General features: G+C 40.2%; 26 protein-coding genes. 22 read left to right on the top strand and 4 right to left on the bottom strand.

The window, feature by feature from the left end:
* Positions 1–2 precede the first annotated feature (2 nt).
* The 4 genes from EKM98_RS07855 (at position 3) to EKM98_RS07845 (ending at position 3132) form a co-directional block, all read left to right on the top strand.
* Positions 3–1073, top strand: a complete 1071-nt coding sequence (locus EKM98_RS07855; protein ID WP_125981890.1) for an FtsX-like permease family protein — start codon at positions 3–5, stop codon at positions 1071–1073.
* Complete coding sequence (locus EKM98_RS07850; protein WP_125981889.1) at positions 1070–1744, top strand: ABC transporter ATP-binding protein; 675 nt, start codon at positions 1070–1072, stop codon at positions 1742–1744. Before EKM98_RS07855 ends, EKM98_RS07850 begins: the two co-directional genes overlap by 4 nt.
* Before the next feature lie 195 nt (positions 1745–1939).
* The gene (locus tag EKM98_RS12240; RefSeq protein WP_257749635.1) at positions 1940–2074 is read left to right on the top strand and encodes a hypothetical protein; all 135 of its coding nucleotides are present in this window, start codon (positions 1940–1942) and stop codon (positions 2072–2074) included.
* 242 nt (positions 2075–2316) lie between these two features.
* The gene (locus EKM98_RS07845) at positions 2317–3132 is read left to right on the top strand and encodes a Cof-type HAD-IIB family hydrolase (protein WP_125981887.1); all 816 of its coding nucleotides are present in this window, start codon (positions 2317–2319) and stop codon (positions 3130–3132) included.
* A 76-nt stretch (positions 3133–3208) separates the two neighbouring features.
* Here the strand turns inward: EKM98_RS07845 and EKM98_RS07840 are convergent, their stop codons facing one another.
* Positions 3209–4549: an Nramp family divalent metal transporter gene (locus EKM98_RS07840; protein WP_404802944.1), complete on the bottom strand. Its 1341-nt coding sequence runs from the start codon at positions 4547–4549 to the stop codon at positions 3209–3211.
* Between the two features lie 384 nt (positions 4550–4933).
* Between EKM98_RS07840 and EKM98_RS07835 the strand changes: the two genes are divergently transcribed.
* A complete protein-coding gene (locus EKM98_RS07835) occupies positions 4934–5455 on the top strand; it encodes a PadR family transcriptional regulator (RefSeq protein WP_125981883.1) in 522 nt (173 codons plus the stop codon).
* Between the two features lie 129 nt (positions 5456–5584).
* On the opposite strand, the gene EKM98_RS07830 is transcribed toward EKM98_RS07835, so the two are convergent.
* A complete protein-coding gene (locus EKM98_RS07830; RefSeq protein ID WP_125981882.1) occupies positions 5585–6226 on the bottom strand; it encodes an SDR family oxidoreductase in 642 nt (213 codons plus the stop codon).
* Positions 6227–6446: 220 nt separating this feature from the next.
* Here EKM98_RS07830 and EKM98_RS07825 point away from each other — a divergent pair, with 220 nt between their 5' ends.
* The gene (locus EKM98_RS07825) at positions 6447–7607 is read left to right on the top strand and encodes a pyridoxal phosphate-dependent aminotransferase (RefSeq protein WP_125981880.1); all 1161 of its coding nucleotides are present in this window, start codon (positions 6447–6449) and stop codon (positions 7605–7607) included.
* A gap of 122 nt (positions 7608–7729) precedes the next feature.
* Here the strand turns inward: EKM98_RS07825 and EKM98_RS07820 are convergent, their stop codons facing one another.
* Complete coding sequence (locus EKM98_RS07820; protein ID WP_068225708.1) at positions 7730–8119, bottom strand: hypothetical protein; 390 nt, start codon at positions 8117–8119, stop codon at positions 7730–7732.
* A gap of 142 nt (positions 8120–8261) precedes the next feature.
* Between EKM98_RS07820 and EKM98_RS07815 the strand changes: the two genes are divergently transcribed.
* The 5 genes from EKM98_RS07815 (at position 8262) to EKM98_RS07795 (ending at position 13171) form a co-directional block, all read left to right on the top strand.
* Entirely contained in the window at positions 8262–8483 is a 222-nt protein-coding gene (locus tag EKM98_RS07815) for a hypothetical protein (RefSeq protein ID WP_125981878.1), read from the top strand.
* Between the two features lie 146 nt (positions 8484–8629).
* Positions 8630–9568 carry a dihydroorotate oxidase gene (locus EKM98_RS07810; protein ID WP_125981877.1) on the top strand — a complete coding sequence of 313 codons (939 nt, stop codon included), beginning with the start codon at positions 8630–8632 and terminating at the stop codon, positions 9566–9568.
* A gap of 311 nt (positions 9569–9879) precedes the next feature.
* The gene (locus tag EKM98_RS07805; RefSeq protein ID WP_125981875.1) at positions 9880–11319 is read left to right on the top strand and encodes an FAD-binding oxidoreductase; all 1440 of its coding nucleotides are present in this window, start codon (positions 9880–9882) and stop codon (positions 11317–11319) included.
* 291 nt (positions 11320–11610) lie between these two features.
* Positions 11611–12165, top strand: coding sequence for an ECF transporter S component (locus EKM98_RS07800; RefSeq protein WP_125981873.1), 555 nt, complete (start codon positions 11611–11613; stop codon positions 12163–12165).
* A 145-nt stretch (positions 12166–12310) separates the two neighbouring features.
* A complete protein-coding gene (locus EKM98_RS07795) occupies positions 12311–13171 on the top strand; it encodes an aldo/keto reductase (protein ID WP_125981871.1) in 861 nt (286 codons plus the stop codon).
* A 165-nt stretch (positions 13172–13336) separates the two neighbouring features.
* Here EKM98_RS07795 and EKM98_RS07790 read toward each other — a convergent pair whose 3' ends face one another.
* Complete coding sequence (locus tag EKM98_RS07790; protein ID WP_125981870.1) at positions 13337–13558, bottom strand: P8 family protein; 222 nt, start codon at positions 13556–13558, stop codon at positions 13337–13339.
* Positions 13559–14148: 590 nt separating this feature from the next.
* On the opposite strand from EKM98_RS07790, the gene EKM98_RS07785 reads away from it, so the two are divergent.
* From EKM98_RS07785 to EKM98_RS07735, 11 genes are all read left to right on the top strand, one after another.
* A complete protein-coding gene (locus tag EKM98_RS07785) occupies positions 14149–14349 on the top strand; it encodes a cold-shock protein (protein ID WP_068225699.1) in 201 nt (66 codons plus the stop codon).
* Between the two features lie 279 nt (positions 14350–14628).
* Entirely contained in the window at positions 14629–15063 is a 435-nt protein-coding gene (locus tag EKM98_RS07780; RefSeq protein WP_125981868.1) for a CopY/TcrY family copper transport repressor, read from the top strand.
* 301 nt (positions 15064–15364) lie between these two features.
* Positions 15365–17404: a heavy metal translocating P-type ATPase gene (locus EKM98_RS07775; RefSeq protein WP_164512675.1), complete on the top strand. Its 2040-nt coding sequence runs from the start codon at positions 15365–15367 to the stop codon at positions 17402–17404.
* 232 nt (positions 17405–17636) lie between these two features.
* Positions 17637–18377 (top strand): class I SAM-dependent methyltransferase, encoded by a 741-nt coding sequence (locus EKM98_RS07770; RefSeq protein ID WP_164512674.1) that lies wholly within the window; start codon positions 17637–17639, stop codon positions 18375–18377.
* Positions 18374–18784: a MarR family winged helix-turn-helix transcriptional regulator gene (locus EKM98_RS07765; RefSeq protein WP_125981864.1), complete on the top strand. Its 411-nt coding sequence runs from the start codon at positions 18374–18376 to the stop codon at positions 18782–18784. Before EKM98_RS07770 ends, EKM98_RS07765 begins: the two co-directional genes overlap by 4 nt.
* Positions 18785–19190: 406 nt before the next feature.
* Entirely contained in the window at positions 19191–19904 is a 714-nt protein-coding gene (gene apf / locus EKM98_RS07760; protein WP_125981862.1) for an aggregation-promoting factor, read from the top strand.
* A 248-nt stretch (positions 19905–20152) separates the two neighbouring features.
* Positions 20153–21403 carry an MFS transporter gene (locus tag EKM98_RS07755; protein ID WP_125981860.1) on the top strand — a complete coding sequence of 417 codons (1251 nt, stop codon included), beginning with the start codon at positions 20153–20155 and terminating at the stop codon, positions 21401–21403.
* 287 nt (positions 21404–21690) lie between these two features.
* Complete coding sequence (locus EKM98_RS07750; RefSeq protein ID WP_125981858.1) at positions 21691–23247, top strand: ClC family H(+)/Cl(-) exchange transporter; 1557 nt, start codon at positions 21691–21693, stop codon at positions 23245–23247.
* Positions 23248–23276: 29 nt separating this feature from the next.
* On the top strand, positions 23277–24203 hold the full coding sequence (locus EKM98_RS07745) for a manganese-dependent inorganic pyrophosphatase (RefSeq protein WP_125981856.1): 927 nt from the start codon (positions 23277–23279) through the stop codon (positions 24201–24203).
* A 253-nt stretch (positions 24204–24456) separates the two neighbouring features.
* Complete coding sequence (locus tag EKM98_RS07740; protein ID WP_125981854.1) at positions 24457–25338, top strand: cation diffusion facilitator family transporter; 882 nt, start codon at positions 24457–24459, stop codon at positions 25336–25338.
* A gap of 386 nt (positions 25339–25724) precedes the next feature.
* Positions 25725–26558 (top strand): YitT family protein, encoded by an 834-nt coding sequence (locus tag EKM98_RS07735; RefSeq protein WP_125981852.1) that lies wholly within the window; start codon positions 25725–25727, stop codon positions 26556–26558.
* The last annotated feature ends 156 nt before the right edge of the window (positions 26559–26714 follow it).

The raw sequence follows: 26714 nt of genomic DNA, 5'->3' as shown, positions 1-26714 counted from the left end.
AGATGTTTTTAGCATTACGTGATTTGCGCCACGCTAAACTGAAATTTGGTCTAATCAGTCTGATTATCTTTTTAATCGTCTTTTTAGTTCTTTTCATTACTGGACTAGCCGCTGGATTGGCTAGTGACAATGGCGCTGCAATTTCTGAAAGTCCGGCAAGTGGCTATGTTTTACAAAAGGGAGCAGAAAACCGTTTTAGTCGTTCAACTTTGACGAAGACTAAGGCGCAACAGCTTGCTAAGAAATTTAAGCAGGCAACACCGTTAACGATTCAGCAGGGAACGATTCAAAGGGCAAAAGACGCTGCCAAAAAAACGGATATGGCCTATTTTGTGGTTAAACAAGGAAGTTTTATCGCGCCAAAAAGTGTTAGTGGCCAGACCCTAAATACTACTGGCGTGGTTGTTAGTGATAAATTAAAGGCTTCCGGCTATCGTTTGGGCCAAAAATTTAAGGATAGTCAAAGTGGTGTGACGTTAAAAATTATTGGTTTCACCACGGCGATGACCTATTCCCACACGCCAGTTGTTTACGTGACACCTAATCAATGGCAAAAAATGATGCCACAAGAAACGCAAACTGTCAGTGCATTGGCGGTTAAACAAACAACCACCACCAAGCCTAAATTGGCCGGAGCACACTTAGTGTCGAAAGAAGCAATTATCCAAAATGTACCGGGATATTCGGCCGAGCAAGGTTCTTTAGATATGATGATTGCCTTTCTTTACATTATTTCCGTCGTTGTTTTGGCCGTTTTCTTCTACGTCATTACGATTCAAAAGATTCGCGAATTTGGTGTTTTAAAGGCTTTAGGAACCAAAACGAGTTACCTGGCACGTTATTTGATCGGTGAAATTGGTGTTGTTGCACTCTTAGCAGTCATCATTGCTGATATTGTTGTTGCTGCTTTAGCACAGGTGATGCCAGCAGCAATGCCATTCATTATTTCCGGCCAAATTATACTAACGACGAGCCTGATCTTTGTTGTCGTTGCCGTTTTAAGCGCGGTGGTGTCACTGGTTAAGGTTGCCCGGGTAGATCCGAACACAGCGATTGGAGGTGCTGGCGAATGACTGAAACATTGAAATTGACCAACGTCGTTAAATATTATCAAGATGGGGACGCACGGATTGAAGTATTACGCGAAGTTTCCTTGGCCGTTAAGCCTGGAGAATTTGCAGCGGTGGTAGGGCCTAGTGGTGCTGGTAAAAGTACTTTTCTATCAATCGCTGGCGCACTTTTACGTCCAAGCGAGGGCCAAGTTTACTTGGCAGGTCAAGAAATCACCCAACTATCGCAAAAGCAGTGGACTAAAATACGTTTGGAGCAAATTGGTTTTATTTTCCAAAATTCAGAATTAATTCCATATCTAACCGTTATGGATCAATTATGTTATATGAGCGTGTTAGCAAGGCGAAAAGGGCAGGAAAAACGTGCTCAAGAGCTGCTGACTCATCTTGGACTAGCCAAACGATTGCAACAATATCCGGCCGCCTTATCAGGTGGGGAGCGCCAGCGGGTGGCAATTGCCCGGGCGCTAATGAATGATCCCCAACTTATTTTGGCCGACGAACCAACTGCTAGTTTGGATTCAAAACGTGGTCGTGAGGTTGTGACGATGTTACGCGATGAAGTTCACGCGAATCAAAAAGCGGCCGTCATGGTCACTCACGATGAGCGTGTGCTGGATTTAGTCGATACTGTCTACCAAATTGAAGATGGTGTTTTGAAGAAAAAAGACTAACCAGTGTTTGAAATGGACTAGTAAAAGGATTCAAATCATTGCTGCCTGCTCGCGGATTCCACGTAATTTTGACTGTAAATAAAATAAGAATTTAATTTTAAGTTGTCAAAGCCGAATTAAATTGATATGATAGGAACAGTTATTGTCTTGCTAATAGTGAGATAGTTTAGAAGATTGTGAGAGGAGGGTTGCAGAATGGCACAAAATAACCATACTGGTGTCGGTAATAACCGCCGCCCAACAAACCATAAGAACCGTGATAAAAAGGCTAAAAGCACAAAAGCTGTTTTGGACTTCTTAAAAGAACGGGAAGCACAAGAAAGCAAATAAGTACGTTAGATGTCTATCTTTTGGGGTGGACATTTTTTATTTCACTTATTTGTAATCGCTTTAATAATAAATACTGCTTAAAGAAATAAATTGCGGTGTTGACGCAAAATAGACCTTAGAGAATTTAGGAGGGCCATGTTTCGAGTACGCGCAGTTCGCGTAAGGAGAATGGACATCCTCCGTAACTAAGATTTTACGTTGCTAACGTAAAATAGACCTTAAAACATTTAGGAGGAGCTTTCTTGATTAAATTAATTGCAACTGATATTGATGGCACATTTTTAAATGATCAAAATGAATATCCAGTTGAACGCTTTAATCGACAATTAAAGCAAATGCAGCAGCTTGGTATTCATTTTGTCGTGGCAAGTGGTAATCAATACCGCCATCTACAAGATATTTTTAAAGAAAAATCGCCGGTTAACACCTTTATTTCCGAAAATGGTGGTCTTATTATGCACCGTAATCAGGTGATTGACGCTGAGCCGTTACCACAGCCGCAATTAAGGCTGGTGCTTCGGCGCCTAACGCATGATCCTGCGTTCGCGGATAGTTCGATTAATTTATCTGGCCGTAATGGCAACTACATGGAAAAGGGCGATCGTCTAAGCGATGATCCTGAGATGCAGTATTACTTCAGTAATATCAAATTTGTTTCGGATTTGGCCGCCGTTCAAGATGAAATATATAAAGTGAATTTGATTAGTGAACACGCCAAGGTGGCACCGAATGCACGTTATTTAACGCAGATTTTACCGACCGACTTTCAGGCAACACCAAGTGGCTTTGGCAGTATTGATATTATTCCGACGGTGGTTAATAAAGGAACGGCGCTGGCATTGCTAGAAGACTATTGGCAGTTGAATCCTGATCAGGTGATGGCCTTTGGTGATAATTTAAATGACGCGGAAATGTTACAACACGCTCACTATGGTTACGCGATGAAAAACGCACGACCAGAATTAAAAGCCCAAACTAGTTTTGTGACTAATTTAGATAATAATTCCGCAGGGGTATTTGACATCATCGATCAAGTTTTATCGCGGGTAAATGAATAAAAAATGAGGTTACGACAAAAAGTGAATTTTGTCGTAACCTCATTTTTAGTGGCACTTGTTATAAGAGTTCAAAACGTTAGGCTACAAGGCCAAGCGTTTGAAGAATTAAATAAATGTTTAGAAGAATCAAGATAATGGCGATTATCCAAGCAGTCCATTTAACCCAGGGACGGTTGGCGAAAGGACCCATTAGTTCTTTATTACTCGTGAACATAACTAGGGGAACCATCGCAAATGGTAGCGCAACACTAAGGAAAACCTGCGAGAAAGTTAAGAGGTTTTCAATTTTAGCTTCATTACCATGATAGTAAATTGCAAAAATTAAAACTGGTGTAATTGAAAGTAGTCGCGTGAGTAAACGTTGGGCCCACAGTGGCATTTTCAAGTGAATGAAGCCTTCCATAATAATTTGTCCAGAAAGTGTACCAGTAATCGTTGAACTTTGCCCCGAAGATAACAACGCAACGGCGAATAACATACTGAGTACAGGGCTGGCAATGGCACCAACAATCTTTTTATCGCCAAGTGCGTGATATAGATCAACGAAACGTCCAAGATCACTGTGTGTGCCGTAGAATAAAGCAGCACCCAAGATCAAGAGCAAACAGTTAACAACGAAAGCGACGGTTAGTTGAATATTTGAATCAGCAACCGTGAAACGAATTGATTTAGCAACGTGTTTTTCGTTTTTACGGTCAATGTGCCGTGTTTGCGAAATTGACGAACCAAGGTATAAGTTATGCGGCATAACTGTCGCTCCAACAATACCAAGTGCTAAATACAACATTGATTTATTCGTTACAATCTGAGTGGTTGGTATAAAGCCACGGAAGATTTCGGGAACGTTTGGCTGAGCTAGAATAACTTCATATAAGAAAACAAAGAGAATAACTGCAACTAATGTCGCAACGATGGCCTCGATTTTGCGGAAGCCCATTTTCATTAATAATAGCAAGATTAGAACGTCAAAACCTGTGATGATAATACCAACGATCAGTGGGAAGCCAAAGAGTAATTCTAGAGCAATCGCCGACCCAATGATCTCCGCAATATCAGTTGCCATAATGGCTAGTTCAGTAATGATCCAAAGTATAATTCCAACTGATTTTGAAGTTCGTTCACGGGTTAACTGAGCAAGATCACGCCCAGTTACAATGCCTAAACGAGCAGCCATTGCCTGTAACAACATGGCAATTAAACTGGAAAGTAAAATGACACTGATCAATACGTACTTGAATTGCGCACCACCGGCGATTGATGTAATCCAGTTACCTGGATCCATATAACCAACAGCGACTAGCGCACCAGGTCCTGTGTAAGCGAGTAAAGTTCGCCAGTAACCTGCATTTTCCGGGACATCAATACTCCCATTAACCTCAGATAAAGATTGCTGATTTGAACTAGTTGAATCAAAAATCTTCTCGTGTTTCTTCGATTCAGTTGATGTCGATTTTCCTTTATTTTTCAAAATGTTTCCCTCTTTTCTATTGGCTTAGAATTGAGTGCCTTCTTCTAGGCCTTCAATCGAAAGTAAGTAATTGATTACTCACTTACTGCGACTATTATAATAAGCTTTTTTTGAAAAAAGTCAATAGTCATTGGATTAAAGTTAACCATACCTAAGTTTTTTTTGAAGGATTACAGCTTAATATAAACGAAGTAAATTCAAGCTTGTGTTTAGGTTTGATTAAACTTAACATAGACTTTACAGATAGGTTGTATTTGGAAAAGTAAATTCCTGTGGCCAATCCTTGGAATCTAAACGCTTTGCCAAACACTTCCAGCTTAAGGAGTTGTGAAAATGATTAAGTTATTAATCCTAGGTCTACTGGCCCAAAATGGTATCAGTTATCCGTACGAATTATTGCAATTAGTTAAGAAGCGCCACTACGATGCGTTTATTACAGTAACTAAGGGTTCGTTTTATTATAATGTAGACGCATTAGAAGCGGCTGGTGATATCGAAGTTGTTGCTTACTCGCCGACTAAAAATGCCTTTGTCAGTAAAACAAGCTACCAGATTACAGCACAGGGTAAACAAACCTTTGCGTCCTTAAGCGTCCAGTATTTGAAACAACCAGACAAGGGCCAATCACCATCAAAGGTTGGCTTGCTATTTGCCGACCAAATTGAACCAACAGTTTTGCAAGCGGCACTCACGCAACATATTAGTCAATTGAAGGCTGATTGTTCGGTACTAGCAGTTGCAATTAAAGAGGCTCCGACGGCTGGTTTGGCTGCAGAATTATTAACGCACAAATTACAGGTGCAACAGGCGGAAATCAGTTGGTACCAGAACATAAAAGAAAAAGTTAGTAAATAAATTTAAATATGTAAAGGCTAACAATACCAAGCATTGTTTTAGTCGATTTAAAAAGGAATGTATAGAAAAAGGGTTCAACCGTGATCTACTTTTGGTTGAACTCTTTTTTAAATTAACTAAATTAAATTTTTAATACCAAGCAGGTTTGGCACCATCGGTATTTGCTTTGTTAACGCCGATTGAGTGGTGAACCTCTTGCGTTGGATCTTGAGCTAATTTAACGACAAGGTCGGCAATACTCTTCCGGGATACTTCAGTACCTTTAAATGGCTCACCTTTTTGAGTTAATTCATAGTCGATTTCATCTGTGTTAGTTAACCAGGCTGGGCGAACGATTGTGTAATCTAGATCGGAAGCCTCAATGACTTTAGCCGCGGCGGCGTAGGTTTCGAGGTAACCACCGTCAAGCATTTGGTGGTTCCATTGGCCAAATTTACCCGGAACTTCATCGTAAATACCGAGTGTCGAAATCCAAATTAGTCGTTTAACGTTGGCGGCATCCATTGCCTTAACGACGCTTTTGGCCTGAGCTTCAATATTGCCACCAGCAAGGTTGGCGTAAACAACGTCTTGGCCTTTTACGGCTGCACTTAATTTGGTTTCATCAATGGTATCACCGTCGATTAGCTTTTCACGTTGTTCATCAGTGGCTGTTAAACGGTTGGCACGACGCAAATAGAGGGTCAACTTGTCATCAGTACGATCTAAAAATAATTGGGTTGCTAAACGTGCAATTTTACCTGCGGCACCTAAAATTAAAACGTTACTCATAAAAAAACTTCCCTTCAATTTGATTTCAAATTAACTGTAATACTAAAAGTTACATTATGCAACCGAAGACACTTTTTTACTTATTCGAATAATAGTTGTCGCTGCAGCACAAAAAATTTACGTATTTTCTGACAATCCGATTAATAATGGAATAAATGAAAAATTTCTGTTTAACAGGTATAATTAAATTAGAATTAGCTTTGAAAGTGGGGAGAAAATTTTGCGCGAAGATTTTAATGAAGTGGTCAAGTCAATTGCAGTTTCAGATATTCGACAGTTTGATAATGAAGTTAGCCAGATTCCTGGAATGTTGAAACTAACGTTAGGTGAACCAGATTTTAATACACCTGAACACGTTAAGCAGGCCGGAATTAAGGCAATTGAAAATAATGAATCACATTATACGCCTAATCCAGGCACGCCAGAATTACGCCAGGCGGCCGCTGAATACTATAATGCTAAATTTAAATTGCATTATTCAGGCAAAAATGTGATTACAACGGTGGGGGCAACTGAAGGCATTGCGGCGGTATTACAGACGTTGTTGAATCCTGATGATGTTGTTTTGATCCCAACACCAATTTTTCCAATTTATATCCCTGATACCCAGCTCAATCATGCTACACCTGTTTTCATTGATACTAGCGCGGATGGTTTTGTTTTAACCCCGCAGCGTCTGGAAGCGGCGATTCAGGCCCAAGGGAATAAAACCGTTAAGGCGTTAGTTTTAAATTATCCAAGTAATCCGACTGGCGTTACTTATAGTTCAGCGGAGTTAGCAGAGCTGGCTAAGGTGATTAAGGCTCACCAACTTTGGGTGCTGAGTGACGAAATTTATGGTGAATTATCTTATTCAGAACCGCACACATCATTAGCCAGTTACATTCCTGACCAAGTTATTATGGTGAATGGCCTTTCTAAATCACACGCCATGACTGGCTGGCGTTTAGGCTTTGTGCTAGCGCCAACTAGTTTTGTTGAACAGATGGTTAAGGCACATCAGTACATGGTAACAGCGCCAACGACAATGGTGCAGGCAGCTGCTTTAGAGGCCGTTAAACATGGCCAGGGTGATAGTGCCATTATGGCCGTAGAATATAAGAAACGGCGTGATTATTTGATCTCTGCGTTGCAACCATTAGGCTTTAAAATGGCACGACCAGATGGCGCCTTTTATTTGTTCGCTAAAATTCCCGCTAGTTGTCCGCAAAAGTCCTGGGACTTTGTTCGCGATTTGGCCAAAACCGAAAAATTAGCACTCATTCCCGGAATTTCCTTTGGCCCAGGTGGAGAAGGCTACGTTCGAATTAGTTATGCTGCTAGTATGGAAAATCTACAAAAAGCAGTTACTAAGCTACAGGCTTACGTTGCAAAACACTAGTAAAAGTAGGCTGTAGGTGGCACATCACACAGAAGCCGTGTGCGCTTTAAAATGCATCTTAAAATTGGCCCTAAATTCAGTTAATCCAACTGAATTTAGGGCCAATTTAAGTTGTTTATTTTTTAATTTAGATGATATTTACGATCGTAGGCGGCGACTGTTCTAACCGTGAAATCATTGGTGTAGTAACTGGTTGCGTTGTTTTCTTGGTCAACTTGAACTAAATGATTAGTGAAACTGTTCAGAAAGTGACTGATTAAGTGATGAATTTGAAGTTGTTCATCATGATAATCTGGTTCGATTGCCGCATCATCATCCTTTTTAAAACATTTACGCAGGATTTCCTCGGTAATATCAGTGAATAGCTGCGAATCGGGTTGGGTTTCATCGCTGCTTTCAGCAAGAAAAAACTGACCTTTCTCGGTTAATTGCCGGCGATATTCAATGCTGACACGATCAAAAATAATTTCTTCAGCGAGCGTGTACTGCTCGTCAGTTAATAAATTTAGCATTCGTAGGCCTCCTTCCGCCTACTTTCATCATAGCATGCTTTAATCACGGGGTTCAATTTTAGTGGTTAGACCTTACGGAAACGACGCATACCCCGAATATTAAGCCAGAAATACTTCGATTCGTAATCAAATTGTTAGTGCAATGCAGGCAGTTTTAACCAACCAATACGCAGCTAGTGTTAAAGCCCTGCAGCAAAAAAACTTAATTGTGAATTGGCCAATTAAGTTGATTTTCCAGTATACAATTTCAATTGTAGGTGGTTATTTAGTTAAACAAATAACTTTTCCAAAGCTGGTTAATTCTCCAGAAGAGGAAGCGCCACAGGTCATTCACTTTTTAGAAAAGGGCCTAGCGCCAGAATAAAGTTTGGGACTCTGGTTAACGCGTCATACTGCTGATTTTGATTATCCGAGACGGAATTAATTGAGATTGTGAGTTGACGAACAACCTAAAATACGTTAAAGTGACGTGAACTAAAAATAAGATCAGACAGGGAGCTGAACTTTTTAATGACAACTTTAAAAACAGCTTTAGCAGGGTACGAGTTTGATAATTGCATGATGAACGCAGCGGGAATTCGGTGCGCAACGGTGACTGATTTAGCCGGTTTGCGGGATTCACGAGCAGGTTCGTTAGTTACTAAAAGTGCAACGCCACAACCCCGTGATGGTAATCCAGAACCTCGGATGCGCGGCCTACAATATGGCTGTATTAATTCAATGGGGCTACCAAATCACGGTTTTGACTACTACTTGAACTTTTTGTTGGCAGAGCAGAAGAGCCATCCCCAGCAAACGAATTTTATGTCAATTGCTGGTACCACGCTTGAAGATGATTTGAACATGTTAAAGCAGATTCAGGAATCTGAATTTGCCGGATTAACGGAATTAAACCTTTCGTGTCCTAATGTACCGGGCAAGCCCCAAGTAGGCTATGATTTTGATGCAGTAGAACGCTATTTAACAGCGGCTTTTGCTTTCTTTAAAAAGCCACTAGGTGTTAAGCTACCACCTTACTTTGACTTGATGCACTTTGATCAAGTTACCGCGATTTTGAACCAATATCCACTCGCTTTCGTTAATTCGATTAACAGCGTTGGCAATGGGCTGATGATCGATCCAGAGTCGGAGACCGTTTTAATTAAGCCTAAAGGCGGTTTTGGTGGAATTGGTGGTGCTTACATCAAGCCAACTGCCTTGGCCAATGTTCGAGCTTTGGCCCAGCGCTTGAATCCTGAGATAGCGATTATCGGGACTGGTGGCGTGCAGAGTGGGATGGACATTTTTGAACATATTTTGTGCGGTGCCAGCATGGTTCAAGTAGGCACTCAACTTGGCTTTGAAGGGTCAAAAATTTTCAACCGCTTAAGCCAGGAATTAACACGAATTATGGCAGCAAAAGGATACGACAGTATTGCTGATTTTCGTGGTAAATTAAAAACTTTATAATAATAATTGCGGGAGTGGGACAAAAGTCGATTTTGGGTTCACTGTGTAACGTAAGCTGATCCAATAACCGTACTATGGTTATTGAATTAGCTGTAGTTAGACACGTGAACCCAGACTTTTGGCGCACGTTCTAGAGCAATGTTCGGAAACAAGAAAGGGCTAGGACTTTTTGTCCCAGCTTTTTTTGCACAATTTTTGTCTGATTGAGCGTTAGTTTGAATAGGCAGATCGTGTAAGTAAAATTAGTAGGCAATTTTGAAAAGTCATGCTAGAATGCTAATGTAAGCGAATACAAAAAAGGAGACATAATCATGGCCTATAATAAAGTGACTGAAGTAGACGTTGCGGCATTAACCAAGATTGTTGGTGCTGATCGCGTTATTTATCCAGCGACGGTTCATTATGATCACGATCAAATGAAATCTGTCCGTAGTTTGCCTGATGTTGCGGTTCAACCAATAAATGATAATGAGGTTGCAAGGATCATGGCGTATGCCAATGAGCATACAATTCCAGTAACAGTTCGGGGAAACGCAACCGGTTTGATGGGTGCTAATGTTGCAATTGAACACGGAATTGCACTTGATATGATAAAAATGAATCAAGTACTTGAATACGATCCAGAGAATTTAACAATAACGGTTCAAAATGGCTTACGAATACGTGATATTAACGAATATTTGGCGGATAAACCGTTTATTTATGTACCGGCTCCAGCAATGAAGTGGGCAACTATTGGCGGCAATGCGAGCACTAATGCCGGTGGGATGCGGGCAGTTAAATATGGCACAACCCGCGATTATGTACGGGGAATAAAAGTCATTTTAGCCGATGGTACGAGTCTGCAACTAGGCGGAAAAACGGTGAAAAATAGCTCTGGTTATGATCTGAAAGATCTTATTGTGGGCAGTGAAGGAACTTTGGCCGTAATAACCGAACTTATTTTACGCCTAATTCCGCGGCCAGTAATTACGATTGATGTTTTATTGCCATTTGATTCGGTTGAGGCAGCGATTAAGGTTGTTCCTAAATTTCTAGAGGCCGGGATTGTACCAACGGGAATTGAATTCTTTGGTAGCCGTGAAATAGGTTATTGGGAAAAGTATGCCAAAAAGCAGTTTGTTGATCACAGTGGTGGCGGCTATCTGTTATTAACGTTTGACGGTAGTAATAAAGACGCCGTTCAAGCCGACTACGAGCGAGCACTTGAAATTGCCAAAAATGCTGGTGCAAAGGCGCCAGTTTTAATGAATACGGCGGATCAAGCGGCATTAGTGTGGGAGGCGCGGAATCAATTATTGACGGCAATTCAGGCGACTACGCCGGCAATGGATGAGGTTGATATTGTCGTGCCTCGTAGTAAAATTGCGGCCGTTTTGGAACAAGTGCACCAGATAGAAGAGACCGATCAGGTTCGGATGCCTAATTTTGGGCACGCTGGTGATGGTAACTTGCATATTTATATTTGTCAGGATAATTATTCGGCGGCCGATTTTGCGGTTAAAGTAGATATTGTCATTCGAAAATTATATCAGGTTGCGAAGAATATTGGTGGTGAGATGTCCGGCGAGCACGGTATTGGTTATGCGCGGGAACCGTATTTTGCCGCATTTTATGGTACTGATCGAGTTGCCTTATTGGATCGAATTAAGGATGCCTTTGATCCTAAACATATTTTGAATCCAGATAAGGTTTTCCCTGTTAAAGGAGAGAATGATCGGCCTGATCGCCCATTGGAACTAAAAAAATAAACGTAAAAATGACACAATTAAGTTAGTGCTCGACAAAAGTGTTGTCGCAAAGGAAAGCAATTATCCTTTGGGCAACACTTTTTTGGACTGCTTTTTTATCTACTGATTGGTACTTGTTCAGGGAAAGGAGCAGTTTATACTAGGGAGTAACTTACGGTAATGGGACACGGATCTAACACTTTGAGCCGTCTTAAGTCTTGCAACTAAGGGGTCACTGGCTAATGATTTGCCGTTTTGCCGAAGTGTACCTTAAATCAGCTATTTGTTTGTTTAAAAAAGGGGGAGTTGTCCGTGCAACACGATCATTTACGTTTAGTCACACAGGCGGCAATGTTTGCCGCCATTGATTATATTCTTGCAATGTTTCAATTTCACGTGCCATCACCAGTAGGACATCCGTTTGTGGACCTTGGTTTTACTTTTGTGGCACTTGGAACGTTATTCTTGGGTTGGCGCTATGCCATGTTAGCTGGTGCAATTGGGCTTGGTCTTTTTGATTTAATGAATGGGTACGCCAATCACGCCTATCTTACCGTTTTAGAAGTAGTTTTGTTAGTTGGTGTCGTTGCACTTGCCTTTAAATTAATGCACCATCAATTAACTTCGGGTACGATTGTAAGCCTTGGTATTATTGCTGGTTTGACCAAAATGGTAACTGGCTTTATTCGTTATTTTATTGAAAGTAGTGTTGATCTAGGATTGCCGCCAATGCGCGCCTCTATTCAAGCATTAGTGGGAATGCCCGCCGATATCTTAACGGGTATTTTGATGTTTTTCACCGTTCCGTTATTCTTTTTTGTCTTACAACGAGTGACCCGGCAAGTTCATTGGTATAGTTGGCAATAATTTTTATCAAATGACTTGACTAGGTGAATTGGAATGACTTTAATGGAAGTGGAAACAAAGTAATTTTAGAAGCTTAGTGGGAAAATAAAAATTACTAGCCGTTTCTGAAATACTTTACGGATGAGCTAAAAATAGGAGGTTGAGTATGACACAATTAACTAAATTAACGGATACTTATACATTAAATAACGGAACGCAAATTCCAATTGTCGGATTTGGTACTTGGCAGACGCCAGATGGTGATGTTGCCCGTCAATCGGTTAAAACTGCTATTGCGGCCGGTTATCGCCACATTGATACAGCCTTTGCTTATGGTAACGAGAAGAGTGTTGGCGCTGGTATTCGTGAAAGTGGCATTAAGCGCGAAAATTTATGGGTAACGACTAAGCTAACGAACGATGTCCATGGTTACGACAAAACTAAGGCTGCTATTGAGACATCGTTGCAAAATCTTGGTTTAGATTATTTAGATTTATACTTAATTCACTGGCCAAATCCAATTGCATCCCGTGCTAATTGGGAGGCGGATAATGCTGGTTCATGGCGTGCTATGGAAGAAGCACAAAAGGCTGGTAAATTACGCGCAATCGGCGTTTCTAATTTCCGACCTAAACACATTGATGCACTTCTGAAGACAGCAACGGTTGTTCCCCAAGTTAACCAAATTTTCTTAAATCCAAGTGATCTTGAGCCTGAGGTTGTTGCTTATAATAACGCACATCACATTTTATCTGAGGCGTACAGCCCACTTGGCACTGGTAAGATATTTACCGTGCCCGAATTAAAGGAACTAGCAGAAAAATATGCTAAAAGTGTTGCTCAATTAGTTCTACGGTGGTCATTACAACACGGATTTTTGCCGTTACCTAAATCCGTTCACGCTGATCGAATTGAAGCAAATACAAAGTTATTTGATTTCGAAATTACTGCTGCCGATATGCAAAAAATTGACGGTTTACGTGGCGTTGCCGGCTTAGCGGCCGATCCAGATACAACAACATTTTAATTTGATTGGGAAATGTTTGAAAAAGGCGCAGGAAGTTGCTTTTTTAAGGCACAAAAACATTTGGTTGAAATACTAAAGAAAGATCTTATGGAAAACTATAAAAAGACGTGGTACCAGAATTAATCTTAATCCTGGTACCACGTCTTTTTTCATTGCCAATTTAGGCTATTTCTTTAAATTTTTTTCAACAAAGTCTTTAACCTTAGCATCATCCTGGCCATCAACATATGGTTTCATTTCTGTTAATGACTTTTCAGTATCATGGTTATTATTTTCCATGAAGTAATTCCAAACTGCATCACGAACGGGAATCGTATCCTTACTCCAGTCAAATGCTTCATTCATTTTCTTATCTAGAATTTTAGGTTCTGTAACTTCTTCTGCCATAGTGATAACCTCCGTATAATTATTTTTTCTTTCCTACAACTTCATTGTAGTCCTTTTTTCGTAAATGGTAAGTAATTCGCTTTTTTAGAAAAATAGGTGGCGAGCATTTTACTTGCACTAATCGGGTAACTATGGTTAACTATACAAGTTGGTTTAAAACAACAACCCATGTTTTATCGGAACACCAACACTTCCAGTAGTTAGATAAGAAAGGAAGTGTGACTTATCAAGCAACAAGATTTGCAAAGTAAGGTACACAGCAATCCTGATTGGCGCTCCAAATCAGCAATCAGTGATTACTTAAATAATTTTATTGTTGTGCTGAAGCGAGAACAGGCACAACGTTCAAAACAAAATTAATTTATTGGTAGTCCTTAATCCCATTATAGTGGGATTTAGTGGGCTACCTTTTTAATTAGTTCAATATAATTAGCAAAATTAGTTGCTTTTTATCGGATTAGTTGTTAAGCTAGACTCATGTATTTAATAATGATGACTTTAAAGAGCGCCAAGTTCCATTAAGTGCAATCCTCTTTAGTTTCACTTGATAAATGCAAAATTTTTGTGCAAAAGCACTGGAGGTTTCACTTATGGAACATGGTACAGTAAAATGGTTTAACGCAGACAAAGGTTACGGTTTTATCACAGCTGATAGTGGTACAGATGTATTCGTACATTTCTCAGCTATCCAAGGCGACGGCTACAAGTCATTAGACGAAGGCCAGAGCGTTAACTTTGATATCGAACAAAGCGACCGTGGACCACAAGCTTCAAACGTTACTAAGAACTAATTATAGTTATTAAGTAACTTGAAAGGGTTGTTACTCATTTATTTGAGTGACAACCCTTTTTTTATTTCTGGTATAATGAAGATGGTTTAAAATTTGAATAGGTCAAAAAGTTTTCCAGATAAGTGTTTCATGAATTTTTGAATCTGAGAATATGATGACGCTAAAAATAGGGTTCAAAAAATGTATTTGAATTTTTGTTAAGATTAATAATTGACACTTTTAAATTACAGACGTAAACTTACTTAACGATTTATGCTTATTTGAAAGGGAGGGTGAGTTATGGAAGTTAAAGCGCAAATGGAGATTAGTGATGCTGAATGGGAAGTAATGCGCGTCATTTGGACGCTTGGTTCGGCAACAAGTCATACCGTCATTGAGGCCTTATCCGAAAAGATGGGTTGGAAGGCGGCTACGACTAAAACACTATTAGGGCGTTTAATGAAAAAAGGAGCCTTAACGGCCAAAAAGAATGGCCGAGCCTTCACCTATTTCCCTGAAATTCCGGAGCAAGAGGCAATGGACGTTGCAACCATTTCCTTGTTTGATCATTTATGTCAGATGCGTGCGGGGGCGACACTAACTGCCTTAGCAGATCATGTGAGCTTAAGTCAGACCGACATCGCTAATTTACAAAAATTATTAACTGAAAAAGCTAAAACAGCACCAGAAAAAGTTTCGTGTAATTGTTTACCAGACGATTGTCATTGCCAATGATTTAGTGCAGTTTTACCAATTGTCTGGTTTACTTTTTTTCAAAATTCACTAGGCCAAGCAAGTCAATTAAGGGTAGTTAGATCAAACTCTTTTTGTTGATTTGCTTGGCTTTTTGTATTTTAAAGCGAATAAGTTGAGTTGTTCAATTTTCCTTTGTTACGATGAAGTAAAGGCGAAAGTTACCTAAACCAAGTAGTTTAACTTGACACTTTTACCCCAAGGATGTAATCTATGTTTGTGGTTTACAAATGTAAACGTAATAAGAATTGTTTATTGAAAAGTAACTAAGGGGGAAACAACGATGACTGACGATAAAATGGCGATGTCGATGAAGGATGATCATTCGGATGATATGATGATGCACGGTGGGCACATGATGCACATGGGAAATCTTCGCCGCAAGTTTTGGATTTCACTGGTACTGACTATTCCGATGCTACTAATGTCCGACATGATGGGAATGAAATTACCCTTCCAAATCACGTTTCCGGGCTCTGATTGGGTAGTGGCCGCACTTGGCACAATCCTCTTCATTTATGGTGGTGCACCGTTTTTCTCAGGAGCCAAAGGTGAATTGCAAGAACATAAGCCTGCTATGATGACCTTGATTACGATGGGAATAGGTGTTGCTTACGTTTATAGTATTTACGCTGTGATCGCAAATAATATTTTTCAAGTTCAGCCGCAGGTTACTAATTTTTTCTGGGAACTCGCTACTTTGATTGATATCATGTTACTGGGCCATTGGATTGAAATGAACGCTGTCATGAGTGCCGGTTCAGCGGTTGATAATTTGGCAAAATTATTACCTAGTACAGCACATAAATTGGTTTCTGGTAAAGTTCAGGACGTTGCGATTAGTGACTTAGTTAAGGGCGACCAGCTTCAAGTCAAGGCTGGTGAAAAGATTCCTGCCGATGGCAATCTAATTAGTGGTGAAACCAGCGTAAACGAATCAATGGTGACTGGTGAAGCACGTCAGGTTACGAAAAAGAATCAGGAAAAGGTTGTTGGTGGTTCGGTAAACGGCGATGGTACGTTTGAAATGACGGTTACTGGCACCGGAGATTCTGGTTATTTGGCCCAAGTGATGAAATTGGTTAGTGACGCACAACAATCTAAATCTAGCCAAGAAAATATGGCAGACCGTGTTGCTGGCTATCTATTCTATGCCGCCTTATTTGTTGGAATTTTAGCGTTTTTCATTTGGCTCTTTGTTGATAACCTAGCGATGGCACTACCAATTGCCGTAACGGTCTTTATTATTGCCTGCCCTCACGCATTAGGACTTGCGATTCCGCTGGTTGTTGCGCGAAGCACGTCGATTGCGGCTAGCAACGGTTTATTGATTCGAAACCGCGACGCTATGGAACAAGTGAAAGGGCTCCGTTACACGTTAATGGATAAAACTGGAACGCTTACAGAAGGTGATTTCAAAGTTGCCGCTTTTAAGAGTTTAGTACCAGAAAAAAATGACGAGAAGATTTTAGCGTTGTTTGCTGCTTTAGAAAATGGTTCTAGTCACCCATTGGCTGTTGGTATTTTGAATGCGGCAAAGCAAAAAAAGCTTTCATTGCCGCAGGCTAGTGACGTTAAACAGTTGACTGGTGTTGGTTTACAAGGTGTTATTGATAAAACAACTTACCAAATTGTCTCTGGTGCTTACTTGGATAAACAGCAGATAAGCTATGATCGGAAGGCGTTTAGCAAATTGGCCTCCGCCGGTAATTCGGTTAGTTTCCTATTAAAAGAAAAAAATGTTTTAGGTTACGTTGCGCAAGGTGACAAAATTAAATCAGCGGCTAAAAATTTGATTGCTAGTTTAAAAGAACAAAATATTACACCAGTGATGTTGACTGGTGATAATGAAGAAACCGCAAAAAAAGTGGCCCGACAATTGGGTATTACCGAGTATCAGGCTCAGCTATTGCCTGAAGATAAGGAAAGACTTGTTCGGCGTTATCAGAAAAAAGGAAAAGTCATGATGGTTGGCGATGGTATCAACGATGCACCGAGTCTAGCGCGGGCTGATATTGGAGTTGCAATTGGTTCGGGAACGGACGTTGCAATTGATTCCGCCGATGTTGTTTTAGTCAAAAGTGACCCCAATGATGTCGTTGAGTTTCTTGAGTTGGCGCGCAAAACAACGCGGAAAATGACGCAAAATCTCTGGTGGGGAGCCGGCTACAATATTTTGGCGATTCCATTGGCGGCCGGTATATTGGCACCAATCGGTTTTATTTTAGATCCGATGGTGGGGGCTGTTCTAATGTCATTAAGTACGGTTATTGTTGCAATCAACGCACTGACGTTACACGTTCGAAGGGAAAAAACTGAATAGAGATTGTTTGAAAATAGATGGACCAAGATAAGTGATTTCAGCGATTGCTTATCTTGGTCTATTTTATTGCGCTAGGTCGCTATTTAAGATGCTATACTGAAATTAATAATTTGTGGCGGCTAGGTTTCTTACTATAAGAAGTAAAATATATGTGGTGTGACTTTAGTTAATGCGAAAGTGGTTACTTAATAACCGGTAAACCGTTATTTATTGGTGTAAAGGAGAATTTACCGTGGATGAAGAGGAAGAAGAGGTAGCTGCTTTTTGGGATGACTTTGCGGACAGTTATATTGCAGCCCAGCGTGAATCGCAGGTACCAATTGTGCGGGATGTTATTCAAACGTTGCAGTCCCAATTGACCGATCAAATTATCTTAGATGTTGCCGCTGGTGCCGGGCGCTTTGCGTTACCTTTTGCTAGTAGTGCTAAAAAAGTTATTTTAAGCGATATTTCCAAAAATATGTTGGCTTATGCTGACCAAGTGGCGACAAAACAGCAGTTAACCAAGCTTAGTTTTCGGCATGAGGCTTGGTCTAATTTAAAGCAAAAGCGGGAACTCGCGGACGTTGTCTTTGTAAATATGGCCCCTTTTCTAAAGGCTGATGATCTAGCGGCTTTAACTAAACTTGCACGAAAAACGGTTGTTATCAGTCGTGTGATTCAACAAAAAGACGTTTTACTGGATTATTTATTGGAAGGAATCAGCGATCCATCTGATGAACAAAGGTTAATGGCAACGTACGAAAAATGGTTGAACGATAACAAAATTGATTACCAGCAACAGATTTTTCATTACGCAGTTCATGAACAAGTTGGGCGGCAAGAAATTTGGAATAGTCTGGTTGACGAGCTTAATTTTAAACAGCAACAACTGGTATTGCGACGCTTAGATCAGTGTTTTAAAGGGAAAACAGTATTTGAAAATACACGTTATTATGATTTTAAATTAATTTGGTGGCGAAGGATTAGATGAATTATTTAGAGCTCAGTACGGCTATTTTATTAATTAATCGGCAAATTGAAGGGCAGTTGAGCCTTTTTTTGCAGCAAAAAAAATTACCATTGACGCTACCAGAATTAAACCTAATATTATTAGTTGGGCAAACGGCGACCGTTAATCAACACACTATTGCACAAAAAATGCTTTTGGCAGACGATGAAATAACGCGAATGGTACGTAAGCTAATTAAATTGGCCTACCTTACTCGTGAGCAGGATACGGTGGATCATCGGAAAAAGCTGCTTAATCTAAGCACTAACGGTCAAAAAATCTTGGTAGCGGCGCAGCGTAAACTTCAGGATTGGTGGCAGCAGCAACCAGCGAATTTATTAAATGAGGAGCTAGCTGCCAAACTTAAATTATTAGCAAAAAACGACTAAGTGATGTAGTCGTTTTTATTGATTAAAAGAATAAAATCGGCTAATTTTTCATTTATTTTGCACTAAAAAAAGTTTTTTTCATCTTTTTTCAGCAAATTCAGGGAAAAAAGGGTGGAAAATATCAATTTTGTAATTTTTGTGTACATACGTTCGTACTTAGGTAAGTGCAGGAAAGTTATCTTTTACTGGTTTTTTATATTGCAAAACATGTCAATGATATGACAGTGTTGCGAAATCATTGACTTTTGTAACGCTCTAGGTATTTGTTTGTTACACCGAGTTGCTATACTAGGTCTCGTTGAATGTGATGGAAACAAATTAGCGCATTCTACTAAGAAGAAAGTTAGACAAAACAAACAAATCCCATTTAGGAGTGATTCTTATTTTATTAAGTAAACGTATCAAAATGTTATTAGTTACAACTGCTGGTGCCGCTGGTTTATTAGTTGGTGGCGTTCAGGCTGCAAATGCCGCAACAGTTACAGCACAACAAGGAGACACGGTTGCCAAGCTAGCTACAAAATACGGCTCAACCGTTGATGCCATTGAAAAAACTAATGGTATTAGCTCGACAACGCATTTGATCTATGCTGGTCATCAATATAATATTCCTGATGGTACAACACAATCTACTGCGTCAGCGCAGACAACTGCTGCAACACAACAAACAACTCCTGTACAGCAGGCACAACCTGTTCAACAGCAGCAAACTGTAGCGGCGCCGGTTCAGAAACAGGCACCAGTACAACAAACACAGACACAACCAACAAGTCAAGCAACGACTAGTCAAAGTCAGGCTCAAGCGACGACTAACCAAAGTCAGACTCAGACAACAAGTCAGGCACCAGCAGCGACTAGTCAAAGCCAGGCAACTACTCAGACAAGTACAGCTAGTTCATCTGAAGATGCCGCAAAGGCTTGGATTGCTAACAAAGAATCTGGTGGTTCATACTCAGCAACTAATGGCCAGTACATTGGTAAATATCAATTAAGTTCTTCATACTTAAATGGTGATTACTCTGCCGCTAACCAGGATCGTGTCGCTAATCAATATGTGACTTCACGCTATGGCTCATGGACTGCCGCCCAAGCTTATTGGCAAGCTAACGGTTCATACTAGAAAGACAATTTGAAAGATTAAATAACTAAATAAAAATAATTAGGAAGCGACCACAACAAAATTAATTTTGTTGTGGTCGCTTTTTTTGGATAAGTTACGAAAAATAATCAGGTTATTTTTTTATTATTCGTTAAATGATAATTTAGTGAAAATATAAGTAAGATTACTAGCTAAAATAATGAAAGCGCTTTATAATTCATTCATGATCTATTTTTGGGTAATATGTCAATAAAAGGAGGCCAACAATTATGGCACAAAATGTACAAAAGAAACAAGGCTCACGGGGAATGCTAATGTTAGTGATACTTTGGCTGGCTTACGTTCTATTCGCAATGAACTGGGTGACGGGGTCAACGTTAACGCCTGAAATTATTAAGGCATTTTTCAAGGGACCAGTATCGCCATTAACAATGCAAGTGGTAAATTATTCGATTACATTAGCGCGGGTTTTTGCAAATTTTTTGGCTGCGTTTATTCTAATTAAATTAGGACCAAAGCATGCTGTTACGACTGCGCTGGTTCTATTGATGTTTTCAATTGTCGCCGTGTGGATTCCAAATTATTGGGGCTACACCATTGCGCGGATGATTATGACTTTAGGTGGTTCGATGATTATTGTTTATATGAACCCAGTAGTAGCACGATACGTTCGAACGGACCGTAAAATCATTGCCAATGCACTGAATACGGTTTCGTATAATTTTGGGGCCTTCGTGGTTGCGCTGGCCTTTCTATTTGCCGGTAAATTTTTACGTTTGGATTGGCAGATCACATTAACTGTTTTGGCTTCGGTTAGTATTCTTTATTTACTGATCTGGCAATTAGGGGCCGTTAACTTTAACACAAAGCAAGACGTTGGGGCCGGTGAGCATGAAGAGGTTCATTATGGCTACCGGGATGCAATTCATGATCCTTTTGTTTGGCGCTATTCTTTAGGCTTTGGTGGTTTTCTCTTCCTTTATGTTTTATCGATTACCAGCCTACCTTCATTATTTGCAACTTATGCACCTCGGGTTAATGGCTCTTTGATTGAATTGATGGTGACTGGTTTTGGTATTTTAGGCACCGTAGTAGGAACCATGATTGGCCTAACTAATCACGCACGTAAACCAATTCTTTTTTGGACTGGTGTGTTAATGATTTTGGGCTCAGCAGCTACATTATTCTTTGCCGCAAAAGCACCAAATTTGGCCTACGTAGCAGCTGGTGCAACTGGCTTCATTATGTTCATTATGTATCCACTATATATGAATCTTCCGCATGAGATGCCTGGTATGTCACCAGAAAAATTAACGATCATATTTGGCATGTTCTGGGCAATTTCTTACTTCGTGTACACGATTCTTAATATTATTTGGAGTGTTATTCTAGGTAACCTGGGCTGGACTGCGGCAGGTGAGTTCTGGATTCTGGGTTCATTACTGTACCTAGTTTTTGTTCTGCAATTACCGGAAACTAAACCACATGAATTACCGAAGTCAATGATTAAACCAATTTAATCATTGCTAAGGAGGAATTGAAAGGCCAATTTTTAAAATATCGATTTAGGCCTACTTTTTGCACTTATTCTTGTTGAAAATGTTTGGTACTACAGAGAAATAGGGTGTCGTTGAAAACTAACTTTAATTAACGAAAAAGAGCTCCTCTTGGTTTTTGCAGTAACTAGTATTGAAGTTAATTACTAAAGTTTGTTATGATGAATAGGAAACTACGAGTGGCGGCACCGGTGGCGAGAGCTAACGGTGCTGCTTTTTTCGTTAAATGAAGTTGAAAGTGAGTGGGTATTTTGGTGGCACCAAAAAAGTTGCACCGTGTGGATACAACACACCTAGTTTTTATCTTGAAGGGGTTATTAGTTGGCGTTCTAACCGGAATTGTTGTTAGTTTGTTTCGTTTGTTTATCGAAAAATCATTGGCGGCGTGGACTTGGGCGTACTTACAAGCACAAAAACAACCGCTGATATTATTGGCCATACTGGCTGGGCTCATGTTAATGGCCGTTTTTATTGCTTGGTTGATTAAAGCGCAACCCCATATTATGGGATCAGGGATTCCTGAAGTTGAAGGCCAATTAGCCGGAGAGCTAGAAGTTCATTGGTGGTCAATTCTTTGGCGCAAGTTTATTGGTGGAATTTTGGGTATTGGTTCTGGTCTGTTTTTAGGTCGTGAAGGGCCCTCCATTCAGTTAGGCGCGGCGGTTGGCCAAGGGGTTGCCGAACGTTTTAAGGATGTTGGGATGCAGCGACGTGTTTTAATCGCGAGTGGTGCTGCTTCTGGACTAGCGGCAGCCTTTAACGCACCGATTGCGGGAACTTTATTTGTTTTGGAGGAGGTTTACCATAATTTTTCGCCTTTAGTGTGGATGAGTTCGCTGGCAGGGGCGATTGGTGCTAATTTTGTTACAACTAACTTTTTTGGATTAGTGCCCGTCTTACATATCACTTACGCCCATAGTTTTCCGCTGTCCTTATATTGGCATTTAATTTTACTGGGTTTGATTTTAGGTGGCCTGGGTTATTTTTACCAAGTTGTCTTACTAAAATTACCAGGTTGGTACGCGCGTTTTATTCGGTTACCGCGTTATTTAAACGGTCTGGTACCATTTATTCTCGTCATTCCAATTGGTTATTTTTGGCCGCGGACACTAGGTGGTGGTAATGGGGTTATCCTCACGATTGCAAAAGTTAACCCCAGTATTCGTATTTTAATTGGACTACTAATTCTTCGTTTTGTTTTTTCGATGATTTCGTACGGTTCTGGACTACCAGGAGGAATCTTTTTACCGATCCTAACGTTAGGTGCAATTATCGGCGCGCTTTACGGAACGATCATGTTTCACCTAGGTTTATTGCCTAAGGATGATATTTTGAACTTATTGATTTTTTCAATGGCAGGCTATTTTGCCGGTATCGGCAAAGCACCATTTACGGCCATTCTATTAATTACGGAAATGGTTGGCACCTTGCAGCACTTGATGCCGCTGGCTGTTGTTTCATTGACGGCGTACGTTGTCGTCGACCTATTAGGTGGTGCACCAATTTACGCTTCATTGTTAGAACGGATGAATTTAGGTAAAAAATTAAATGTTTTAAGTGGAAAGAATGATCGAGTAGAGGTTCCTATTTTTACAGACAGCCATTTTGCTGAGCAACAAGTTCGGGATATTAAGTGGCCGGATAATACCTTATTGATGGCGATTCGTCGCGGCGAACGAGAAATAATTCCCCGAGGTGATACAAGTATTCATTCTGGGGATACGTTAATTGTCTTAACGGACCATAATCAGCGAGCACATATTCGGCAAATGTTAACCATACTTGGTAAAAGCAAACCGATGAAGTAATCAATGGAATTGAAGGGTGGAGGAATTTTTTGGAAAAACAACTCGTTTTTGGACACCGAAGTCCGGATACTGATGCGATTGTTGCCGCAATCGGGCTCAGTTATTTAGAAAATCAGTTAGGTAAAAATACTGAGGCAGTTGCTTTAGGTGAACCAACCGCCGAAACACGCTTTGTTCTCGATTATTTTGGTGAAACGATGCCGCGAGTGATTACTAAGGCAGCAAGCGAGGTGGCAACGGTGATGTTGGTTGATCATAATGAGCGGCAACAAAGTGTTGCTGATATTGAGCAGCTTAAGGTGTCCGTAGTAGTTGATCATCATCGTCTTGCTAATTTTACATCGAATCAGCCGCTATATTATCGTGCTGAGCCAGTAGGATGTACCAGTACAATTCTATGGGAGTTATTTAAGGAATTAGACATTGAGGTTCCTGCCAAATTGGCTGGACTATTACTATCTGCCATTATTTCGGATACTTTACTGTTAAAGTCACCGACAACGACTCTGATTGATCGGCGGGCACTGGCCAATCTAGCCATAATTGCGCAAGTTGATCCAGCCTTTTATGGACCAAAAATGTTGCGTGCTGGGACACGAGTGGATACTAGGTCTGTTCACCAAATATTAGCTGCTGACACCAAAGATTTTATTATGGTTGGCCACCCGGTGAAAATTGCGAACGTTAACGTTGTGGCAGAGGCGGATATTTTTAAACGGCAGACTGCATTTGAACAAGAAATGCAACAAGAGGCGGATACTGGTTATGATTTAGTTATTTTAATGGTGACTAATATATTAATTGGCCAAGTTGAATTATTAGTGATTGGAAACCAAGCAAAGATAGTTGAAACGGCATTTAATAAAAAGTTGCGGCAAAATCGAATGCAACTACCAAATGTAGTGTCACGAAAAAAGCAAATTGTCCCAGCATTAATGGTTGCGTTTAAACATTAGAGCAATGGACCACAGAAAATATTTAGGGTCGCTTAGTATCTTTTTCCAAGGCCGTGTTTGAAAAAATTTGATTAGTATTTCCCGGGCCAATTTACGGTACCTGCAGGAATTCAAACGTTGTCCCAATAGTTTAACGTTAGCGCCTCAATTTTGAGTCACTCGCTAGAAAAAGAGTTGACTAATTAGCAAACAATATGCTAGATTTAATATATGAACAATTGAACATATATAAATATGATTGAGGTGTAAGAACATGCAAACGGGCCAAATGGCGTACAGCAAAGCATTTAAAATCGGTGTTTTTTTAAATTTACTTTTTATTATTATTGAAGTCGGCTATGGCGTTACTAGTAATTCGTTAGCGCTAATTGCTGATGCCGGGCATAATCTTAGTGACGTCCTTGGTCTTGCCGTTTCCTGGATTGCTGTTTGGTTGAGTGGCAAAAATTCTAATCAACGCTATACCTATGGCTATAAAAGTTCGTCTATTCTTGCGGCTTTACTAAACGCAATTTTTCTTTTAATTGCGGTTGGGGGAATAGCAACAGAGGCCATTCAGCGCTTTAATCAACCGGCGTCAGTTGCTGGTTGGCCAGTCATTATTGTTGCGGCAATCGGTGTATTAATTAATGGATTTACCGCGTTGTTATTTATGTCCGGCCGGAAAAAAGATTTGAATATTAAAGGTGCCTTTTTGCATATGGCGGCCGATGCTGGTGTTTCAATTGGTGTTGTTCTTGCGGGGTTCTTGATGCTAGTTACAGGTTGGACGTGGCTTGATCCGCTAATTAGCCTACTGATTGCGTTGCTCATTCTCCTTGGGACTTGGGGACTGTTACGGGATGCACTCAATTTGGCCTTGGCAGCGGTGCCAGCGTCAATTGATCTCGTTGAAGTGAAGCAGGCTATCGAAGCGCATCCTGAAGTCAAGGCAATCCATGATTTACACATTTGGGCGATAGGAACCACTGACACTGCTTTGACTGTCCACATTGTTCGAACTGAATTAGCCAATAATAATGAATTACTAGAGAATTTAAATCAAGAGCTGATGGCTAAGTTTGCTATTAACCACGTTACGATTCAACCTGAATTAGGCAAAGTTACTCAAGAAACTTCGGATAATTGTATTTAACTAGCGCGTTTAAAAAGTACGTGGCCTTTACTCAGCAATTCTGGCCAATTAGTTAAAAAATCATAAATGATTTATTATATTGTACACTCCCGTAAACACGGCCTAAGCATTGGGGAGAGGCATTTTTGGGAACCACTTTTATTCGTGTTCTCTGATTGAACACTGATGTAAACGTAGCTGAAAAGGAGTCCTGTTCGGTTAATGTTTGAGTTCTGAGCACTTGTATAAATAAAATTAATCGGATTGGAAACAATAATTTTTAGACGTGCTTGAACTATTTTTTGTAAAATTCACAGAATCAGTTTTACTGTTCCATATTGACTGCAAATAAAATGAATTTCTGACATACTGGAAGTGGACAAACAAAATTAAAGTGAGTTGAAATAATGAAGAGAATTACCATGAAAAATATTCGTCAGGCCTTATTAATGTTGGTTGCCCTAGAAATTATTGCAATTAGTATCAATTTATTTTACGCACCGCATCAAGTTGCTGCTGGTGGCGCAACTGGGATTGCTATCTTGTTGGAAGCGGCATTTAATTGGAACGTTTCGTTAGTTGTTTTAGTTATTAATCTGGTGATGCTGGTTCTTTCTTACTTATTTTTGGGCAAAGGGACGACCCTAAGAATTATGGCGGGGAGTTTCTTGCTGCCGGTTTTCTTAGCACTGACGCCGCAGGTAAAAGTGGTTGATGATCGATTATTGGATGTAATTGTAGGTGGTGCGATTTTTGCGATTGGCCTGTCGATCCTTTACCGGATAGACGCTTCCAGTGGTGGAACGTCGGTACCACCACTGATTATAAAAAAATATTTTCGGATTAAACCCTCGATCAGTCTTTTAGTAATTGATGGCATTGTTTGTTTCTTTAATATCTTTGTTTCTGGTACGGAGGCGTTTATCCTAGCTCTGTTTTCCTCCGTGATTACTTCGATACTGATGAACTATATCGAGACTGGTTTGGATCGTAAACGGGCAGTTTACATCATGAGTAATGAGGATTTAGCCGAGATTAAGCTTAAATTATTACAACGTCTGGAAAAGGGCCTGACCGTTTTTGCCGTAACGGGTGGTTATACTGGAGTTGAACGTGAAATGTTAATGTTGGTTGTCGAAAATCAGGATTATCAGGCCGTTATTAACCAGATTCATGCGGTCGATTCGACGGCCTTTATCTTCACGACGCCAATTACCGAAATTCACGGAGGCCAAATTTAGAAGTAGGGAAGGACTTGATTTTTATGAACTTTCGAGCTGTAATCGCGAGAAATATAAATAGGAGTTACAACAAAATTCATTGGCTCTATACTTTTTCCTGTTGATAGTTTACAAATGGTAAACTATTAACAGGATTTTTGTGCAGAAAAAGAGCTC

The organism is Loigolactobacillus iwatensis (assembly GCF_003950295.1).
In the GTDB taxonomy this organism is placed as follows: Bacteria; Bacillota; Bacilli; order Lactobacillales; family Lactobacillaceae; genus Loigolactobacillus; species Loigolactobacillus iwatensis.
The sequence above is the reverse complement of the archived record's forward strand: the minus strand, read 5'-3'. Positions and strand labels throughout refer to the sequence as shown.